At 69.3% G+C, this 16,685-nt stretch carries 14 protein-coding genes; 3 read left to right on the plus strand and 11 right to left on the minus strand.

The window, feature by feature from the left end; all coding sequences use genetic code 11:
* Positions 1–18: 18 nt before the first annotated feature.
* Both GT355_RS00375 and GT355_RS00380 read right to left on the minus strand, forming a co-directional pair.
* On the minus strand, positions 19–600 hold the full coding sequence (locus tag GT355_RS00375; protein ID WP_160132680.1) for a hypothetical protein: 582 nt from the start codon (positions 598–600) through the stop codon (positions 19–21).
* 63 nt (positions 601–663) lie between these two features.
* Complete coding sequence (locus GT355_RS00380) at positions 664–786, minus strand: C2H2-type zinc finger protein (RefSeq protein ID WP_120073251.1); 123 nt, start codon at positions 784–786, stop codon at positions 664–666.
* A gap of 126 nt (positions 787–912) precedes the next feature.
* Here GT355_RS00380 and GT355_RS00385 point away from each other — a divergent pair, with 126 nt between their 5' ends.
* Positions 913–1,980, plus strand: coding sequence for a TrmB family transcriptional regulator (locus GT355_RS00385; protein WP_160132681.1), 1,068 nt, complete (start codon positions 913–915; stop codon positions 1,978–1,980).
* Here GT355_RS00385 and GT355_RS00390 read toward each other — a convergent pair.
* A complete protein-coding gene (locus tag GT355_RS00390; RefSeq protein WP_160132682.1) occupies positions 1,977–3,233 on the minus strand; it encodes an MFS transporter in 1,257 nt (418 codons plus the stop codon). The genes GT355_RS00385 and GT355_RS00390 overlap by 4 nt on opposite strands.
* 89 nt (positions 3,234–3,322) lie before the next feature.
* The gene (locus GT355_RS00395) at positions 3,323–4,114 is read right to left on the minus strand and encodes a helix-turn-helix transcriptional regulator (protein WP_160132683.1); all 792 of its coding nucleotides are present in this window, start codon (positions 4,112–4,114) and stop codon (positions 3,323–3,325) included.
* A 218-nt stretch (positions 4,115–4,332) separates the two neighbouring features.
* On the opposite strand from GT355_RS00395, the gene GT355_RS00400 reads away from it, so the two are divergent.
* Complete coding sequence (locus tag GT355_RS00400; RefSeq protein ID WP_160132684.1) at positions 4,333–5,328, plus strand: DMT family transporter; 996 nt, start codon at positions 4,333–4,335, stop codon at positions 5,326–5,328.
* Between the two features lie 198 nt (positions 5,329–5,526).
* Entirely contained in the window at positions 5,527–6,855 is a 1,329-nt protein-coding gene (locus tag GT355_RS00405) for a permease (protein ID WP_160132685.1), read from the plus strand.
* Between the two features lie 3 nt (positions 6,856–6,858).
* Here GT355_RS00405 and GT355_RS00410 read toward each other — a convergent pair whose 3' ends face one another.
* From GT355_RS00410 to GT355_RS00440, 7 genes are all read right to left on the minus strand, one after another.
* On the minus strand, positions 6,859–7,959 hold the full coding sequence (locus tag GT355_RS00410) for a CNNM domain-containing protein (RefSeq protein WP_160132686.1): 1,101 nt from the start codon (positions 7,957–7,959) through the stop codon (positions 6,859–6,861).
* A gap of 53 nt (positions 7,960–8,012) precedes the next feature.
* Positions 8,013–10,118 (minus strand): PQQ-dependent sugar dehydrogenase, encoded by a 2,106-nt coding sequence (locus tag GT355_RS00415; RefSeq protein WP_160132687.1) that lies wholly within the window; start codon positions 10,116–10,118, stop codon positions 8,013–8,015.
* A gap of 73 nt (positions 10,119–10,191) precedes the next feature.
* Positions 10,192–12,192 carry a PQQ-dependent sugar dehydrogenase gene (locus GT355_RS00420; protein ID WP_160132688.1) on the minus strand — a complete coding sequence of 667 codons (2,001 nt, stop codon included), beginning with the start codon at positions 12,190–12,192 and terminating at the stop codon, positions 10,192–10,194.
* 224 nt (positions 12,193–12,416) lie between these two features.
* On the minus strand, positions 12,417–14,000 hold the full coding sequence (gene purH / locus GT355_RS00425; RefSeq protein ID WP_160132689.1) for a bifunctional phosphoribosylaminoimidazolecarboxamide formyltransferase/IMP cyclohydrolase: 1,584 nt from the start codon (positions 13,998–14,000) through the stop codon (positions 12,417–12,419).
* 69 nt (positions 14,001–14,069) lie between these two features.
* On the minus strand, positions 14,070–14,705 hold the full coding sequence (locus GT355_RS00430; protein WP_160132690.1) for a non-canonical purine NTP pyrophosphatase: 636 nt from the start codon (positions 14,703–14,705) through the stop codon (positions 14,070–14,072).
* 38 nt (positions 14,706–14,743) lie between these two features.
* Positions 14,744–15,019, minus strand: coding sequence for a DUF5808 domain-containing protein (locus GT355_RS00435; RefSeq protein ID WP_120073008.1), 276 nt, complete (start codon positions 15,017–15,019; stop codon positions 14,744–14,746).
* Between the two features lie 46 nt (positions 15,020–15,065).
* Positions 15,066–16,670 carry a bifunctional N(6)-L-threonylcarbamoyladenine synthase/serine/threonine protein kinase gene (locus GT355_RS00440; RefSeq protein ID WP_160133963.1) on the minus strand — a complete coding sequence of 535 codons (1,605 nt, stop codon included), beginning with the start codon at positions 16,668–16,670 and terminating at the stop codon, positions 15,066–15,068.
* Positions 16,671–16,685: the final 15 nt, after the last annotated feature.

Here is a 16,685-nt window from a genome sequence, read left to right on the forward strand (position 1 = left end):
AGCGGAACTCCAGCCCCGCTATCGGTCGAGTTCGTCCGCACTCACGCCGACGTAGGCCTCCTGTTCGGGGTAGGCTCCCCCATCTCTGAGATGGAGTGCGATCGCCACCGCTCGATGATTTCCGTCGGCGAGGTAGGCGTCCTCGTCGGCCTCGTCGGCGACGATCAGCTCCTCCATCTCGATCTCGTCGGGGAACTTCGAGGCGAAGTCCACCACCTGTTCGAGGTCCTTCGGGGTGTCGAGCTCCGCGAGGTCGTCGGCCTCGTGGATGTGGTCGGCGATGCTCGCGATGGTGTTCTCCTCGGTGATCGCCCGCCAGTCCTCGCCGGACTCGCCCTTGATGGTGTGGAGGGCTTCGAGCTCGTCCTCGTGGAGGTCGAGGTGGTGCCATCGGAGGTCGCTGTCGGCGAAGATCGACTCCGCGATGGGTTTCCGCTCGACGAGCTCGTCGAGCAGGCGGTCCTCGTCGTCGATGGCGTCGACAGCGAGGTCGTCGCCGTCGTTCTCGTGGACCTCCTTTTCGAGCCAGTGGCGCAGCATCTCCTCGCGCGGGATCGATTCGACGGTGTCGTCGGTTCGGAGTCGGTCGTTGAAGAGCATCTGTTGTGGGGGATATCAGGGGTTCCCGACACGACGGTCGGGAGTGGATGGTTCGTCCGTGGGTCAGGACGACTGATCGGGATGTTCCGATTCGGTGTGCTGTTCGAGCTCCCGCTCGGTCTCGAAGACGGCCCCGCAGGTCGAACACTCGAACTCGTCGTCGCCGCTCCACTCTCCGGAACTCATATCGACCAACGGCGGGCCGGCGGATTAGGCTCCGGGCCGGCACTCGCAGGCGGCGCGTCGGTCGGTCCGTGGTACCGTCGCGTCGTGGGCACGGGACCTAAGCCCGCTCCGATCGAACTCCCGCCAATGAACTCCGACGAGCTCCGGGCGGTGCTCGAAACGGCCGGGCTCTCGCCCTACCAGGCCGACGCCTACGTCGCGCTCCTCGAACGTGGCTCGGGGTCGGCGAGCGACATCGCCGCCTGGAGCGACGTGCCCCAGCCCCGGGTCTACGACGTGCTCCGCGGGCTGGAGGACGCGGGCTACGTGACGACCTACGACCGCGACCGGCTCTACGCCCGGGCGAACGACCCCGACGAGGCGCTCTCGGGGTTGCGGACCGCCGTCGAGCGGTTCGAGGCCGCCATCGAGGAGGTCGAGACCCGCTATCGCGAGGCGACGGTCGAGGGCGGCGGCGTGAGCATCGTGCGCCGCCGCCGGACCGTGTTCGAACACGCCCGCGAGACGGTCGCGGGGGCGACCGCCCACCTCCAAGTCGCCGCGACGCCCGAGGAGTTTCGCCGGATCGACACCGACCTCCGCGAGGCCTTCGAGCGTGGCGTCCAAATCCAGCTCTCGCTCCACGTCCCGGACGACGACGGGCTCGACGTGTCGGCGTTCGAGGGGGCGTGTACCGAGGTGCGCCATCGGGAGCTTCCGGGGCCGTTCTTGTTGCTGGCCGACCGCCAGCGGGCGTGCTACGCGACCGCCGCGCCACAGTCCGACGGGTACGGCGTGCTCGTCGACGACTACACCACCGCCTACGTCTTCCACTGGTACTTCCTGAGCCGGCTCTGGGAGGTCTACGACGAGGTCTACACCGCGCGGAGCGACGAGCCACCCCACTCGTTCGTCGAGATCACCGACTGCGTCCGGTGGCTCGAACCCGTTCTCGACGGCGGCGCGACCATCTCCGGACGGGTCGAGGGCGAGTTCGTCGGGACGGGGGAGCCGTGTACCCTCGCGGGGGAGTTCGTGGGGGTCGAGTACACCGGCACGACGGACGACGAACCCGCGTCGCTCCCCGAACTCGCCGGCGCGGCTCGGGTGTGTCTCGAAACCGACGACCGCACGTACACGGTCGGTGGGCGGGGTGCCATCACCGAGGACGTCGCGGTGACCCGGCTCGTCGTCGAGCGGGTCGAGTCGGGCTAGTCGTCCCCGCTCGCGCCGACGGAACCGGTGTGGGAACCCCGAGTGACCGTCGGGAGGACGGTCGTCAGCGCCACGATGGCGACCGCGAGCCCGAGCGCCGGGAGGAAGGCCGTCCGGAGCGAGGTAGCGTCGGCGAGCAGCCCGATCAGCACCGGTCCGATCACGAACCCGCCGTACCCCGTCGTCGAGACCGCGGCGACCGCGCGCTCGGCCGGGGTGTCGGGGTCGTGGTTGCCCGCCATGCTCACCGCGACCGGCATCACGCCGGCCAGCCCCGCCCCGAGCACCGCGAAGCCGACGAGCGAGACGACCGGCTGGGCGACCAGCGTCAGGGCGAGTCCCAGCCCCGCGACCGTCGCCGTCAGCCGGAGGAAGCGCCGCGCGCCGAGCCGCGTCACGAGCCGGTCGGAGAGGAATCGCCCGACCATCATCAACAGCGAGAACGCCGCGAAGCCGAGAGTGGCGACCGCGGGCCCCGCACCCGCCGGGCCGTCGAGGAACACCGCGCTCCAGTCGTTGCCGACCCCCTCGATGAACAGCGCACAGAACCCGATCGCACAGAAGCCCGCGAGCTTCCGGGAGGGAAGCGCGAACGCCGTGTCGCTCCCGGTGCTGGGTTCGAAGGGGAGCAGTCGCGTGCTGGCGGCGAGGCCGACGAGGAGCAAGGCCACGCCGACGATGGCGAAGTGTGTCTCGACCGAGAGACCGAGCACGACCGCGACCCCGCCGAAGCCCGACCCCACCAGCCCGCCGCCGCTGAACAGCCCGTGGAAACTCCCCATTATCTGGCCGGCGTAGCCGCGCTCGACACGGATACCCTGCGCGTTCGCGGCCACGTCGACCAACCCCTTGCCGAACCCGAACACCACCAACAGCCCCACGAGGCTCGCGAACTCGCCGGCGAGCCCGACGACGGGGAGCCCGAGGCAGTAGACGAACAGCCCGCCCCGGATCACGCGCCGGCTGCCGTAGCGCGAGACCAGCGCGCTGCTGGTCACCAGACCGAGAATGCTCCCGACCGCGAGGCCGAGCAGCGCCAGCCCGATGGCCCCCGAATCGATCTCCAGAGACCCGCTCACAGCCGGGATCCGGACCGCCCACGTCGCGAACGCCGCCCCGAGCACCCCGAATATCACCGAGTCGGCCACGCGGGCCCGACGTGGCGTGTCGGGGTCCGCCGACCCGGACCGGGGGTCGTCGGTCGCGCCGAACAGGCGTGCGATGCGCCCCGTCGTTCCCGTCCCCGTCTTCATCGCTCGGCGGTCGGCACCGACTACGGATAAGACTTATCAGTATAGTTAACAATTCTCGTTGTAAATCCCGCGTGGTCGCGGGTCGAGGCTCAGTCGAGCGCGTCGAGGTCGAGCGGCGTGGCGTGCTCCCAGTAGGCCGCGTGGGTCTCGCGTGCCCACGCGACCGCCGCCTCGTCGTCGGTGTCGATCCCCGCCCGGAGGAGGCCGCCCTCGTCCCGGAGCATGAGGTGGACCACGTCGTCGGCGAGCGTCACCGCGACCGGGATCGACCCGTCGTAGAGCCGGACCTCGGCGTCGTCGGCCGCGAGCAGGTCCTGGAGCTGGCGGCGGAGCGGGGCGTCGTCGGCCAGCGCCTCGACCGCGGCCGGCGAGAACACCCCCTCGAACCGCCCCTCGTGGTCGGCGATACGGCGCTGGAGCACGTCGAGGCTCCGGCCGTTGAACGCGTGCGAGAAGATCCTGACCTCGCTGGCGTCCCAGAGGAGCTCGAGCGCGCGCTGGACGGGTGCGTCGGGCCGGGTCTGGCTCGGGCGGGTGATCGTCGCGTCCCGGAGCCGCCGGAGGTCGAACGTCATCGTGTCGGTCGGCAGCCACGCCATCACCTCGCGGAGCCGCAGCTCCGTTTCGAGGGTCTCCCGGAGGTCGGTGAACTCCGCCGCGACCATCTCCCCCGTGGCGGTCGTCGTGTAGCGCTCGCCGTCGTGGGTCACCCAGTGGCGCTCGGTGAGGTCCCTGAGGACGCGTCCGAGCGTGGGCTGGGAGGCGTCGGTGCGCTCGGCGAGCTCCCGGCGGGTACACGCGTGCTCGCGCAGCGTCTCGAGCACCGCCACTCGATTCGCCGACAGCGCGAGGAACTCGATCTCTTCGAGCGCCCGGTCCATGTCCTCCCTGACCCCCGCTCGCGTATAGCCGTTTTCGTCCCCTGAAATCCGCTCACGCCGTGAGCCGGCGACGTACCCCGACACTCTTTCATTCTCCGAAAACGTTTCTGAACACATATACAAACCCGGACGACGTATTGAGACTCGATGAACGACGAACTCCCTCCCTTCGCGCGGAACGGTTTCGGAACGACGTCCTCGGTCGGGGGACGTCGGTAGTGTCGGAATCGCGTCGCCTGGTCGGTCTCTTCCTCGCTGCGGGTGTCTTCTTCGGCGGCACGTTCGTGGCCGCGAAGGCCGGCCTCGAGTACTTCCCGCCGCTGCTGTTCGTCGCCACCCGTTTCGACATCGGGGCGCTCGTGCTGGTCGGCTACGCGGTCTATCGGTTCCCGCGCGAGGAACTGCTCCCCCGAACCCGGTCGGACCTCCTCGGGATCGCGGGGGCGGGCGTGTTCGCGATCGGGCTCACGAACGCCTGTATCTTCGTCGGTCAGCAGTTCACTTCCAGCGGCGTCGCGTCGATCGTTTACAGCCTCAACCCGATCCTGACGCCGGTGCTCGCGGCGGTGCTCCTCTCCGACGAACGCCTCTCGCGGGCCGGCGGCGTCGGGATGGCGCTCGGGTTCGTCGGGGTGGCGCTCGTGGTGGGTATCGACCCCGCGAGCCTCCTCGGCGGCGGCCTGCTCGGGAAGGCCCTCATGCTCGCGGCGGCGGTCTTCGGCGCGCTCGGGAGCGTGACGATCCGTCGGGCGGACTCCTCGCTTTCGAGCACCGTCAGAACGGCCTGGGCGCTCCCGGTCGGGGCGCTGGTCTGTCACGGCCTCAGCCTCGCCGCCGGCGAGAGTCCCGCGATGGTGGAGTGGACCTTGCCCGGGGTCGCGGCGCTCGGCTACGTCGGGGTGTTCTCGGGTGCGCTGGCGTTCATCGCCTACTTCGGCCTCCTCGACGAGGTCGGCGCGATCCAGGGCAACCTGATCTTCTACCTCTCGCCCGTGGTGGCCACCCTCGGCGGCTGGGTGCTCCTCGGCGAGTCCGTCTCGACCACGACCCTCGTCGGGTTCGTCGTCATCTTCTGCGGCTTCGCGGTGTTCGGCCGCGACTCGATCGTCGCCGAACTCGCCCGCCTCCGCCGGATGGTCCGCGATCGGACCGAGGCCGAAGCCCGGCCCGTGCGGGACGCGGTCCACGACTCCGCCTGGGGCGACCAGGACTGACTCGGACCGATCGAGACTGACTGGGCCTCGACCCCTCATCGAGTATTCGTACTTCGCTTACGGTGTTCTCACTCCCGGACAGTTCAACATCCGAGGTGAACGGCTCCCCACAGTTCGCCACTGAAACCGCTCGGCGACGACGACGATGCTATCGAAGGCACAACCCACGAAAGGGACGACCGTGTAGATCGAGACACGATGGAGAAACGTGATTACGCGATCCTCACGGTGCTCGCGCTGCTCGCGGTCGCCGTCGGAGCGGTCACGACCCGGGAGCCCCTCGGGTCGTTTCTCGTCGACGGCGCGGCCGAGACCGCGACGACGGCGGTCACGATGGGTTGGATAACGTGGTGGGCGCTGGTGGTCGGCTTCGCGATCGCCGGCGGCGTGGAGGCGTGGGTCCCGAGCGAGAAGGTCTCGGAGCTCCTCGAAGGAAACGGCCCGCGCGAACTCGCCTACGGGACCTTCTTCGGGTTCGTCTCCTCGTCCTGTTCGTACTCGGCGACCGCCACCGCGAAGAACTTCTTCAAGAAGGGCGCGTCGGCGGCCGCCGCGCTCGGCGCGTTCATGTTCGCCTCGACCAACCTCGTGATCGAGATCGGCGCGGTGATCTGGATCCTGCTCGGGTGGCAGTTCCTCGTCGCCGACTTCCTCGGCGGGTTCCTCCTGATCGGCCTGATGGCGCTCGGGTTTCGCTATCTCGTCCCCGACGACGTGATCGAGCGCGCCCGCGAGAACGCCACGTCCGACGACGACCCCACCGCCCGCGACCCGGTCTGTGGGATGGACGTCGATCCCGAAGAGACCGACTACTCCACCGAGCACGACGGCACGACCTACTACTTCTGTTCTGCGAGCTGCATGGAGAGCTTCGACCCCTCGGACGCGAACGACTCGATCCGCGAGCGCGCCACCTCGCTCGACGGCTGGCGCGCGCTCGCCGACAAACAGTGGAAGGAGTGGGGGATGCTCTGGGAGGACATCCTCGTGGGCTTCGTCTTCGCCGGGATCCTCTCCGGGTTCGTGCCCGATTCGGTCTGGACCGGCCTGTTCGCGGGCGAACTCCTCGGCCTCCCGGCGTTCGTCGTCTGGACCACCTTCCTCGGCGCGGTGATCGGTATCGTGACGTTCGTCTGTTCGGTCGGGAACGTCCCGTTCGCCACCATCCTCTGGACGGAGGGGCTCTCGTTCGGCGGCGTGCTGAGTTACATCTACGCCGACCTCATCATCCCGCCGCTGATGGACGCCTACCGTGGCTACTACGGGACGCAGTTCGCGGCGGTCCTCTCGGGGATGATCTTCGTCGCGGCGGTGGTCACGGGACTGGCGGTCCACGCGGTCTTCGCCGGCGTTGGACTCATCCCGCCTCGCGCGGGTACACAGGTCGCCGAGACCTCGATCGAGCTCGACTACAAGGCCGTCCTCAACGTGTTCGCGACGCTCCTGTTCGGCGTGCTCTACTACCTCCACCGCGACTCCTCGATGACGGAGGACTCCCACGGCGGGGCGGGCTCGGCGGCGGATTGAGGCTCAGTCGAACGGGTCCTCGAGGTCGCCGGCGATCGCCTCGAACGCGTCGGTCGTCGTCACGAGCCCGACCACACGGCTTTCGTCGCGCTCGTTCGTTCCCTCGACCAGCGCGAGCTCCTGGTTCTCGGCCTGGAACCGGTCGATGAGCTCGCTGACCGGGAGGTCGTCGGGCACCGTCATCGGCGGGGTGGCGATGGCGTCGAGCGCGAGTTTTCCCTCCCGGAGGGCGTCGATGTTCGCGAGCACCACCGGCGCGTAGACGACCCCGACGAACTCGTCGAGCGACTCGCCGACGAGCGGGAGCCGGGTGTGCTGGCGCTTCCGCATGACTTCAATGTTGTCGGCCACCGAATCGCCCGTCGAGAGCGCCACCACCGCCTCGCGGGGGATCATCACGTCCGCCACGGGCGTCTCGCCGATCTCGAGTGCGTTGAGCACCTCCTCTTCGCGTTCGTCGGGGATCTCCCCACCGAGGATCGACCCCATCCGGCTCTTGAGCTCGCCACGCGAGGCCGGCCGGTCGTCGCCGTCGCCTTCTTCCATCTCCTCGTCGGCCCACGACCGGGTGATCTCGATGCCGACGAGGCCGAGTAACCCCTTCGCCACCCAGTCGGCGAACCGGATCACGGGGCCGAGGAGCGTCGTCCACCAGTAGAGCACCGGCGCGCCGTAGCGCGCCGCGAGCTTCGTCCGTTCGATCCCGAGGTAGGTCGGGGCCTGCTCGGCGACGATGACGTGGAGCAGGTTGACGCTCGCGAGCGCGAGCCCTACCGCGAGCGCGGTGTGGCCCTCCGACCCGCCGAGCACGCCGGCCAGCCCCACCGCCCGCACCGCCGGGTCGAGCACCGCCACGAGCGCCGGTTCGGCCACGATCCCCAGCCCGACGCTCGATATCGTGATCCCGAGCTGACAACCCGAGAGGTAGATCTCGAGCTCCTCGGTCATCTCCCAGGCGCGTTCGAGCCCGCTCCGGCCGCGGAACTCGCTCTCCGAGAACTGTCTCACCCGCGTCAGCGCGAACTCCGTGACGACGAAGAAGCCGTTCGAGAACAGCAATCCGAGACCGCCGAGCAACTGGAGCCCCGTCGCGAACGTCACCATTGCCCTCCCTTTTCAGGCCGGAACCGTGAACGCGTTGACTCGCTCGCGAAGGATCAATCGTCCCGACCCAGCAGCGCCCGCGCCGCACCGACTGCGACCGCGCCGGCCGCCGCGAGCACGCCGAAGCCGGGCCCCGAGCCCTCGGTGGTCCCCTCCGAACTCCCGTTCCCGGTCCCGCCGGCCGAGCCACCCGTTCCGGCTGAACCGCCCTCCGACCCGGCCGTCGTGCCGCCCGTCGTCCCGGCGGTCCCGGTCGCCGTCGCACCCGTCCCGGTGCCCGCTCCGGTTCCGGTCGCCGTCGCGCTCGTTCCGGTTCCGGCGGTTCCGGAGGCGGTCGAGCTGCCGTTCGTGGCGACCGTGGCGTTGCCGGTCGCCGTGGTCGCGTTGCCGGTCGTGGTGGCTTCCTCGTTCTCCGGCGGCAGGATCCGCCGAACCCGGCCGGTCTCGTCCCCGCCGGTGTTGTCCGTCGTCAGGACGTAGAGCTCGCCGTCGTCGTCCCGTCCGAGCGCGAGCACGTAGCCGCCGACGTAGCCGTTCTCGGTGTTCTCGATCTGGAGGTCCTCGAGCTCCCAGAGCCCGTCGCCCTCGGCCGGCGTGGCGGCGAACAGCGACCCCGTCGGGGTCTCGGTCTCCTTCGTCTTCCGGAAGTCGCCGAAGACGTACTTCCCCTGGAGGGCGGGGATGGCGTCGTTCTCGTATATGTAGCCTCCGATCGACGCCGACCCGACCCCGACCCCCTCGTGGGTGTGGGGGTACTCGATGATCGGGTCGACGAGGGGTTCGCCGCCGCGGACGTCCTCGGGGGTGTGGGTGGGACACGACTCCGGCGGATTTCGACTCCCCTCGGGACCGGGGCTGAAGCAGTGGGTCCCCTCGCGGACGTTCCAGCCGTAGTTGGTGCCCTTCTCGATCAGGTCGATCTCCTCGAACATGTTCTGCCCGACGTCGGAGGCGTAGAGGTCGCCCCCCGAAAACCCCATCCGCCAGGGGTTACGGAGGCCCCACGCGTAGTACTCGTCGAGCCCTGCTCCCTCCACCAGCGGGTTGTCGTCGGGGATCCCGTAGGCTTTCTCGCCGTCCTGTGAGTCGACGTCGATCCGGTGGATGCCACCCAGCAGGTTCTCGGAGACGTTCTGGCCGTTGCCGCCCTCGTTCGCCTCGTACCAATCGGAGACGTGGCCCAGGTCGGTGTCGTGGGCCCCGCCGCCGTCGCCCATGCCCATGTAGAGGTAGCCGTCCTCGGGCCCGAAGACGATCGCTCCCGAGTTGTGGGTGTCGTACGGCGAGGGGATCTCCATGACCGTCCGCTCGGAGTCGGGGTCGGCGCTGGTACCGTCGTCGTTCGCCGTGAACTCGGCGAGGACCTCGGTGTGGTCGAACTCCTCCGGGGTTCCCTCCCGGATCGGGGCGCTGTAACGCAGGTAGAACTTCCGGTTCTCCTCGTAGTCGGGGTGGAAGGCCATCCCGAGCAGTCCCATCTCGCCGGTGATCTCGACGATCCGGTCGCTCACGTCGATGAACGGCTCGTCACGGAGGCCGTCGGAATCCCGGAGGTAGACCTGGCCGAACCGGTCCACGATGTACATCGCCGACCCGCCCGGCGGGGTCTCGAAGTCGAGCGGTGCGACGAGACCGCCGTCGGCGACGGTTTCGAGCCGCACCGACGCGCCCTTCGGGACGTACGGTTCGGCGTTCGTGTTCTCCGGTGTCGCGGTCTCGTCGCCGAACAGTATCTCCCCGCGCATCGAGACGGGATGGACGTCGCAGATGTAGGCCGCCATCTCCTCGGTCGCGGTGAACTCGTAGCTCTGGGTCGCGCCCTGTTCCGAGACGATCTCGCTGCGCTCGATGGAGTTGTCGTCGTCGTCGAGGAAGGCGACGTTGTGGGGCTGGCCGTCGGTGTTCTCCCACTCGAACACGTAGGTCGTGCCGGCTTCGAGCCGGAGCGGGGGGTTGGTCTCGTCGGCGACCGAATCGGGCGAGCGCCCGATCCAGCCCCCGACCTCGCCACCGAAACTGAACGTCTCGGGCTCCGACTGTGCGCCGGCGAGGCCCCCGACACCGGCGAGCGCGCCGACCGAGGCCGCCGTCCGGAGGAATCGTCTGCGGGTCGTTCCGTTCGGTGCGAGCCGTTCCGTCGTGGTGGTATCGAAGTTCATTGTCAACTCTCACGCTCCGGCGAGTGGTCCCGTCCGCGTCGCCGTCCGGCCCGGACGGGCGATCCGGCCTCGGTCATTCGTCCCCGCCCCGGGACACCAGTCGGGCGGCGATGCCGACGACGCCCGCCAGCCCCGCGAGCACGCCGAACCCGGGTCCGCTCCCCGGGACGAACCGGCCGACCCCACCGTCCTCGGTTCCGTTCGACGTGTTCGTGGTCGTCGCGCTCTCGGTCGCGGTCGGTGTCGGTTCCTCGGTCGCGGTGGCCGTCTCGGTGGCGGTCGCGGTCGGGGTGGGCTCGGCGGTCGCCGTCGCGGTCGGCGGTCGACCCGGCGTCTCGGTGTCGGCGGCCGTCGTCTCCTCGGCCGCGGGCGGCCGGAGGCGCTGGACGGCCCCGGTCTCGCCCGTCGGGCCGAGTTCGTCGGTCGTCAGCGCGTAGAGTTCGCCGTCGTTGTCCCGACCGACACACAGCAAGAACCCGTTCAGATGACCGTTGTCGGTGTCGGCGAGCGTTATCTCTTCGGTCGACCACTGGCCCTCGTCGGTCGGGGTGGCGGCGAACAGCGACCCCGTCGGTTCGGCCTTCCCCTTCGAGTAGTCGCCGAAGACGTACCGGTCTTCGAGCTCCGGGATGGTCGCGTTCTCGTAGAAGTAGCCGCCGATCACGGAGATGCCGGCCCCGGGGCCGTCCTCGACGTTCGGGTGGGGGTACTCGACGACGGGGTCGATCAGCGGCTCGCCGCCGCGCACCGAGTCGGGGGTGCGGCTCGGACACGACGCCCGCGTGTCGCCCGGGTTGCCGGTCGCGGCGAAACAGTGGGTCCCTTCCTTGATGTTCCACCCGTAGTTGCCGCCCTTCTCGACGACGTCGACCTCCTCGTATCGCGCCTGTCCGACGTCGGCGGCCATCAGCCGACCGCCGGAGAAGTCCATCCGCCAGGGGTTGCGAAAGCCCCAGGCGTAGTGTTCGTCGAGGCCCGCGTCGTCGACCAGCGGGTTGCCGTCGGGGATCCCGTAGGCTTTCCCTCCCTCCTGCGTATCGACGTCGATCCGGAGGATGCTCCCCAGGAGGTTGTGGCCGACGTCCTGGCCGTTCCCGCCCCGGTTCGGGGCGTACCAGTCGTCGACCTGCTTCTCCGACTTCAGCGCGCCGCCCCCGTTGCCGATGCTGATGTAGAGGTAGCCGTCGTCGGGGCCGAACGCGAGCGCGCCGCCGTTGTGGGTGTAGTACGGCGAGGGCATTTCGAGCAGCACGCGCTGGGTTTCGGGTAACGCCGCCGTGCCGTCCGCGTTTGCCTCGTACTCCTCGACCACTTGCGTGTGGGTGTAGTTCGAGGGCGTGCCCTCGCGCCGCGGGGCGCTGTAGGCCACGTAGAACTTGCGGTTCTCGGCGAAGTTCGGGTGGAACGCGAGTCCGAGCAGGCCGCGTTCGTCGATCACCTTCTCGTTCGGGAGGTTCCCGAAGTCGACGAGCTGGTCGCTGAGGTCGAAGAAGGTCTCGCGCTCGCCGGAAGCGGTGTCGTAGACGTAGATCTGGCCCACTTGGTCCACGATGAAGAGGCGGCCGCGCTCGCCAGGCGGCACTGCGAGGTCCAGCGGCGCGGTGAGACCCTCGTCGGCGACCGTCTCGGTTCGTATCTGCGGTCCCTTCTCGAAGTACGACTCGTCCACTTCGACCCCGCTCGTCGTGGTCTCGGTCGCCGGCTCGAAACTGACGTCACCGACCATCGTGGTCGGGTGGACCTCACAGAGGTAGGTCGCCATCTCCTCGGTCGCGGTGAACGCGAGGGTCTGGGTCTTCCCCCTCCCGGAGATGACCTCCGTCCGTTCGAGGACGGTGCCGTTGGCGTCGTGTATCTCGATGTTGTGTGGCGCGCCGTCGGTGTTCGTCCACGTGATCCGGTAGTCGGTACCGGCTTCGAGGTGGAGGGTCGGGTTGGTCGCGCCCTCGATCCGGCCGGGGGCTCGACCGACCCAGCCGGCGGTCGTGCCATCGAGCTCGATCGTCTCGGGCTGTGACTGGGCGGCGGCTCCCGTGAGCCCGCCGACGCTGGCGAGCGTGCCGGCCGCGGCCACAGTCAGAAACCGTCGGCGCGAGGGCAGACCGGACGAACTGGAGGACGCTCCCGTATCTGGTCCCTGTGTCATGTTCTTTGATGAAGGCCGATCCCGGTGCCGGGAGTCGGTTTTAGCTATCTCGAAAACGGTGCGGGATTCACTTAGCGGTTGTGATACCAGCATCGCCGACGGTTCGTCGATAGGTGGATTGCTCGAACCTTCTGGGCCGCGAATCGACCGGTTCAGTCGTGGCGGAAGGCGCGCTGACCGGTGTGGGCCATCGCGAGACCGAGGTCGTCGGCCGCCGCGACCACCTCGTCGTCCCGCATGGAGCCGCCGGGCTGGACCACGGCTTCGACGCCGGCCTCGGCCGCCGCCTCGATGCCGTCGGGGAACGGGAAGAACGCGTCCGACGCCAGCACCGACCCCTCGGGACCCTTCCCCTCGGCGTGTTCGTCGGCCTTCATCGCCGCCAGCCGCACCGCGTCGACCCGCGAGACTTGGCCCATCCCCACCCCGACGGTCTCGGTGCCGTCGGCGAGCAGGATCGCGTTCGACTTGACGTGTTTGATGACCTGCCAGGCGAAACACATCGTCTCCAACTGCTCGTCGGTGGGTTCGCGTTCGGTGACGACCTCCAAGTCGTCGGGCGTGATGACCTGGGCGTCGCGCTCCTGGACGAGCCGACCGCCGGCGAGTGGTTTCTCGCGAAAGCGTGCCTGCGCGCCGAACTCGCCGACGTCGAGCACCCGGAGACTCTCCTTCTCCCGGAGGGTCGAGAGCGCGTCGTCGGTGTAGCCCGGCGCGACGACGACCTCCTTGTAGGAGTCGATGACCTGCTCGGCGGTCGCGGCGTCGCACTCGCGGTTGAGCGCGACGATCCCGCCGAACGCGCTCATCGGATCGGTGGCGAGCGCGTGTTCGTAGGCCGTCGCGAGGTCGTCGGCGGTCGCACAGCCCGCGGGGTTGGTGTGTTTGATCACCGCGGCGGCCGGCTCGTCGAACTCCTCGATCAGCCCGAGCGCGCCGTCGGCGTCGTTGTAGTTGTTGTACGAGAGCGCCTTCGCGTCGGGGTTCAACTGGTCGGCGTCGACCACGCTCGTCGCCTCGCTCGTCGGGTCCGAGTAGACCGCCGCGGCCTGGTGTGGGTTCTCGCCGTACCTGAGCTGTGCCCCGCGCTCCTCGGTGGCCATCCGCCGGCTCGGGAAGTCGTCGGTCGCGTCGCGTTCGACGCGCACCTGCCGGTCGTCGCCCTCACCCTTGATCTCGATCGCGCCCTCGGCGAACCACCGGACGGCACGCGGGTAGGCCACGAACTCGGCCCGCTGGAGCACCCTGGTCTTCAGCGACTCGGCGTCGTCGTTGGCGTACACCGGTACTGCCTCCTGGGTCACGATCGGTCCTTCGTCGACCTCCTCGGTCGCGATGTGGACGGTGCAGCCCGTGACGCTGACGCCCGAATCGAGGACCTGTTCGTGGGCGTCGGCCCCCGGGAAGGCGGGCAGCAGCGACGGGTGGACGTTGAAGGTGAGCGGCGCGTCGTCGAGGTACTCGTCGGTGAGCACGCGCATGTAGCCGTCGAGGCAAACGAGGTCGACGTCGTAGCCGTCGAGCGCGTCGAGCAGCCGGCGCTCGTGGGCCTCACGCGAGTCGTCGCCCTGCTCGACGACTTCGGTGGGAACCCCGCGCTCGGCCGCGCTATCGAGCACCGGCGCGTCGGGGTCGTCGGTGAGGACGACCGCGAGCTCCGCCCCGCCGGGTTCCCGTTCGGCGATCCGCAGCAGGTTCCGGCCCCGGTTCCCCGCCAGCCCCGCGATCCTGGTCATAGTCGTGGTGGGGACGCCAGCCACTTTGTGCGTTCCCATTCGGTACCCGCTCGCCGCGCCCAGGTCGGGTTACTCCCCGCGCTCGCCGAGCCACTCGCCGAACGACGCCAGCGCGCGTCCGCGGTGGGAGACCGCGTTCTTCTCCGCCGTGTCCATCTCCGCGAACGTGGTGCCGTCGTGTTCGAAGATCGGGTCGTAGCCGAACCCGCCGTCGCCGCGCGCCGGGACGATCCGCCCGCGCACCACGCCCTCGAAGAGCTTCACCGGCAGGCCCTCGTTCGACTCGTCGCCCGCCGCGGCCGCGAGCGCGCGGTCGTCCCGGTCGACCGGGTCCGGACTCGCGTCGAACGACCCGCCGTCGCAGTAGGCCAGCACACACCGGAAGGCCGCCCGGGTGTCCTCGGCGGACCCGTCCTCGCCCTCCTGATTGGTCACGAGCCGCCGGACACGCTCGACGCCGAGGGTGTCCTCGACGTACGCGGAGTACGGCCCCGGGAACCCATCGAGGGAGTCGACGAACAGGCCGGCGTCGTCGACGATCACGGGTTCGTCCGCGTGGGTGTAGGCCTCGCGCGCGCCGTGGGCCGCGATCGTCCCGAGGTCGGGGGCCTGCACCTCGGTGTAGTCGTAGTCGAGGGGGTCACAGTCGATGTACGCCCGCGCCTCGCGGACCTTCCCCTCGTTGGTCGTCACGTACCTGAGCATGCCGGGTATGGGGAACTCGCCGAAAAGTAGGCGTCGATTCAGTCGACGATGACTTCGACCGGCTCCTCGTTCTCCTCGTACTCGCTCGTCTCCTCGCCCTTGCTCTCCTGGGCGACCAGGAAGGCGGCGACGCCGAGGACGATCCACGACCGCCAGTTGGCGAGGTTCAGGGTGTAGCCGACCCCGAACGGCTTCTTCACCAGCATCTCCTCGCCGGGCTGCCAGTACGCCGACAGCATCCGACCGAGGCTCGGGCGGTTGAAGTTGTACGGGACGCCGAAGATCTCGCCGGACGGTGGTCGTTCGTCTGCCATGTCCCCCCATTGGGCGGCCCCCGTTAAGTGATTTACTGGTTTTGCCCTACTGGTATCGCCCGCGACCCTCGATCTCCCGGAGGCGGTCGAGCACCGCTCCCTCGCCACGTTCGGCGTAGCGCGCCTCGAAGGCCTCGCGGAGCCGGTCGGGCTCCGTGGCGGTTCCCGAGAGCGACTGTTCGAAGACGTGACAGTCCATCGCGTGGTCCTCGACCGCGTCGGTGTAGTAGCCGAGCCCGAAGTCGATGAGGTATGTTCTGCCGTCGTCGGCCGTCTCCCCACTCACCCGGACGTTTCGGGTCGTCGGGTCGCCGTGGACGATCCCCGAGCCGTGGAGCCTCGCGAGGTGGTCGGCGACCGCACGGACCCGGTTCGTGCCCGCCTCCGCGTCCACCTCCAGCCGGTCGCGGAGGTCGGCGTCGCCGACGCGTTCGAGGACCAACCGCGTCTCGTGGGTGTCGACGTCGTAGACCACCGGCGTCGGCACCCCGAGCCGACGCGCGGCGCTCGTGAGGCGCGCCTCCTCGACGACGCGCTCGCGCCGGAGCCGGTCGTCGAGCGTGGGATGGCGGTAGGATTTGGGGAGACGGCGTTTCACCACCCGGTCGCCCTCGAACTCGACCACCGCCTCCGCGCCCTGGTGGTCGGTCTCGGGGTCGGACTGCCGTGGCGGGTCGGGGTCGCGCCACGTCACCGCGACCTGGTCGGGGCGGAACCCCGAGTCGATCCGCGAGGACTCGACCGGGATGGTCTCCCCGGTCTCGGCCATCCTCGCGCCGAGCACCGCGATCATCCCGGCGTTGTCCTGGAGGAAGCGTGCCTCGGGTGCGAAGAACTCGGTCCCGCGGGCCGCACACATCTCCCCGAGCATCGCTTGGAGCCGCGCGTTCTGCCCAACGCCGCCGCCGAGCACGAGTTCGGTCTTCCCGGTGAGCGCGAGCGCGCGTTCGGCCACCTCGGTGAGCATCGCGAACGTCGTCTCTTGCAGCGAGAAACAGACGTCCTCGACGGGGACCCCGTCGTCGACGGCCTCCTTCGCGGCGCTCATGATCCCGGAAAAGGAGAAATCCATCCCGGTAACGACGTAGGGGAGTTTGGTGTAGCTCCCCTCGCGCGCGGCGCGTTCGACCTTCGGCCCCCCGGGGTGCGACCAGTCGAGGTGGCGGGTGAACTTATCGAGCGCGTTGCCGATCCCGGTGTCCATCGTCTCCCCCAGGATCCGGTACCGGCCGCCGACGAACCCGAGGACGTGGGCGTTCGCGCCGCTGGTGTTGAGACAGATCGGTGAGTCGAAGTTCGATCGGTGGCGACCGATCTCGGCGTGGGCGAGCATGTGGTTCACCCCGACGAGCGGCACGTCGAGCGAGAGCGCGAGCGCGCGGGCGGCGGTGCCCGCGATACGGAGACACGGTCCGAGCCCGGGTCCCTGGGAAAACGCCACCGCGTCGATACCCCCCTCCCCCGCGTCGTCGAGCACCGTCTCGACCACGTCCGGGATCGCCGTGCGCATGTGTTCGGCGGCCTCGCGCGGATGGATCCCGCCGGTCTCGGGTTGATAGGCGTCGCTCTCGATGTATACCTCCTCGATTTCGGGATCGAACAGCGCCGCGCTCGCCGCCCACGCGGTACCCTCGATACCGAGAACGCGCATCCGCCCGCTCACGTC

Source organism: Halococcus salsus, assembly GCF_009900715.1.
Lineage (GTDB): Archaea > Halobacteriota > Halobacteria > Halobacteriales > Halococcaceae > Halococcus > Halococcus salsus.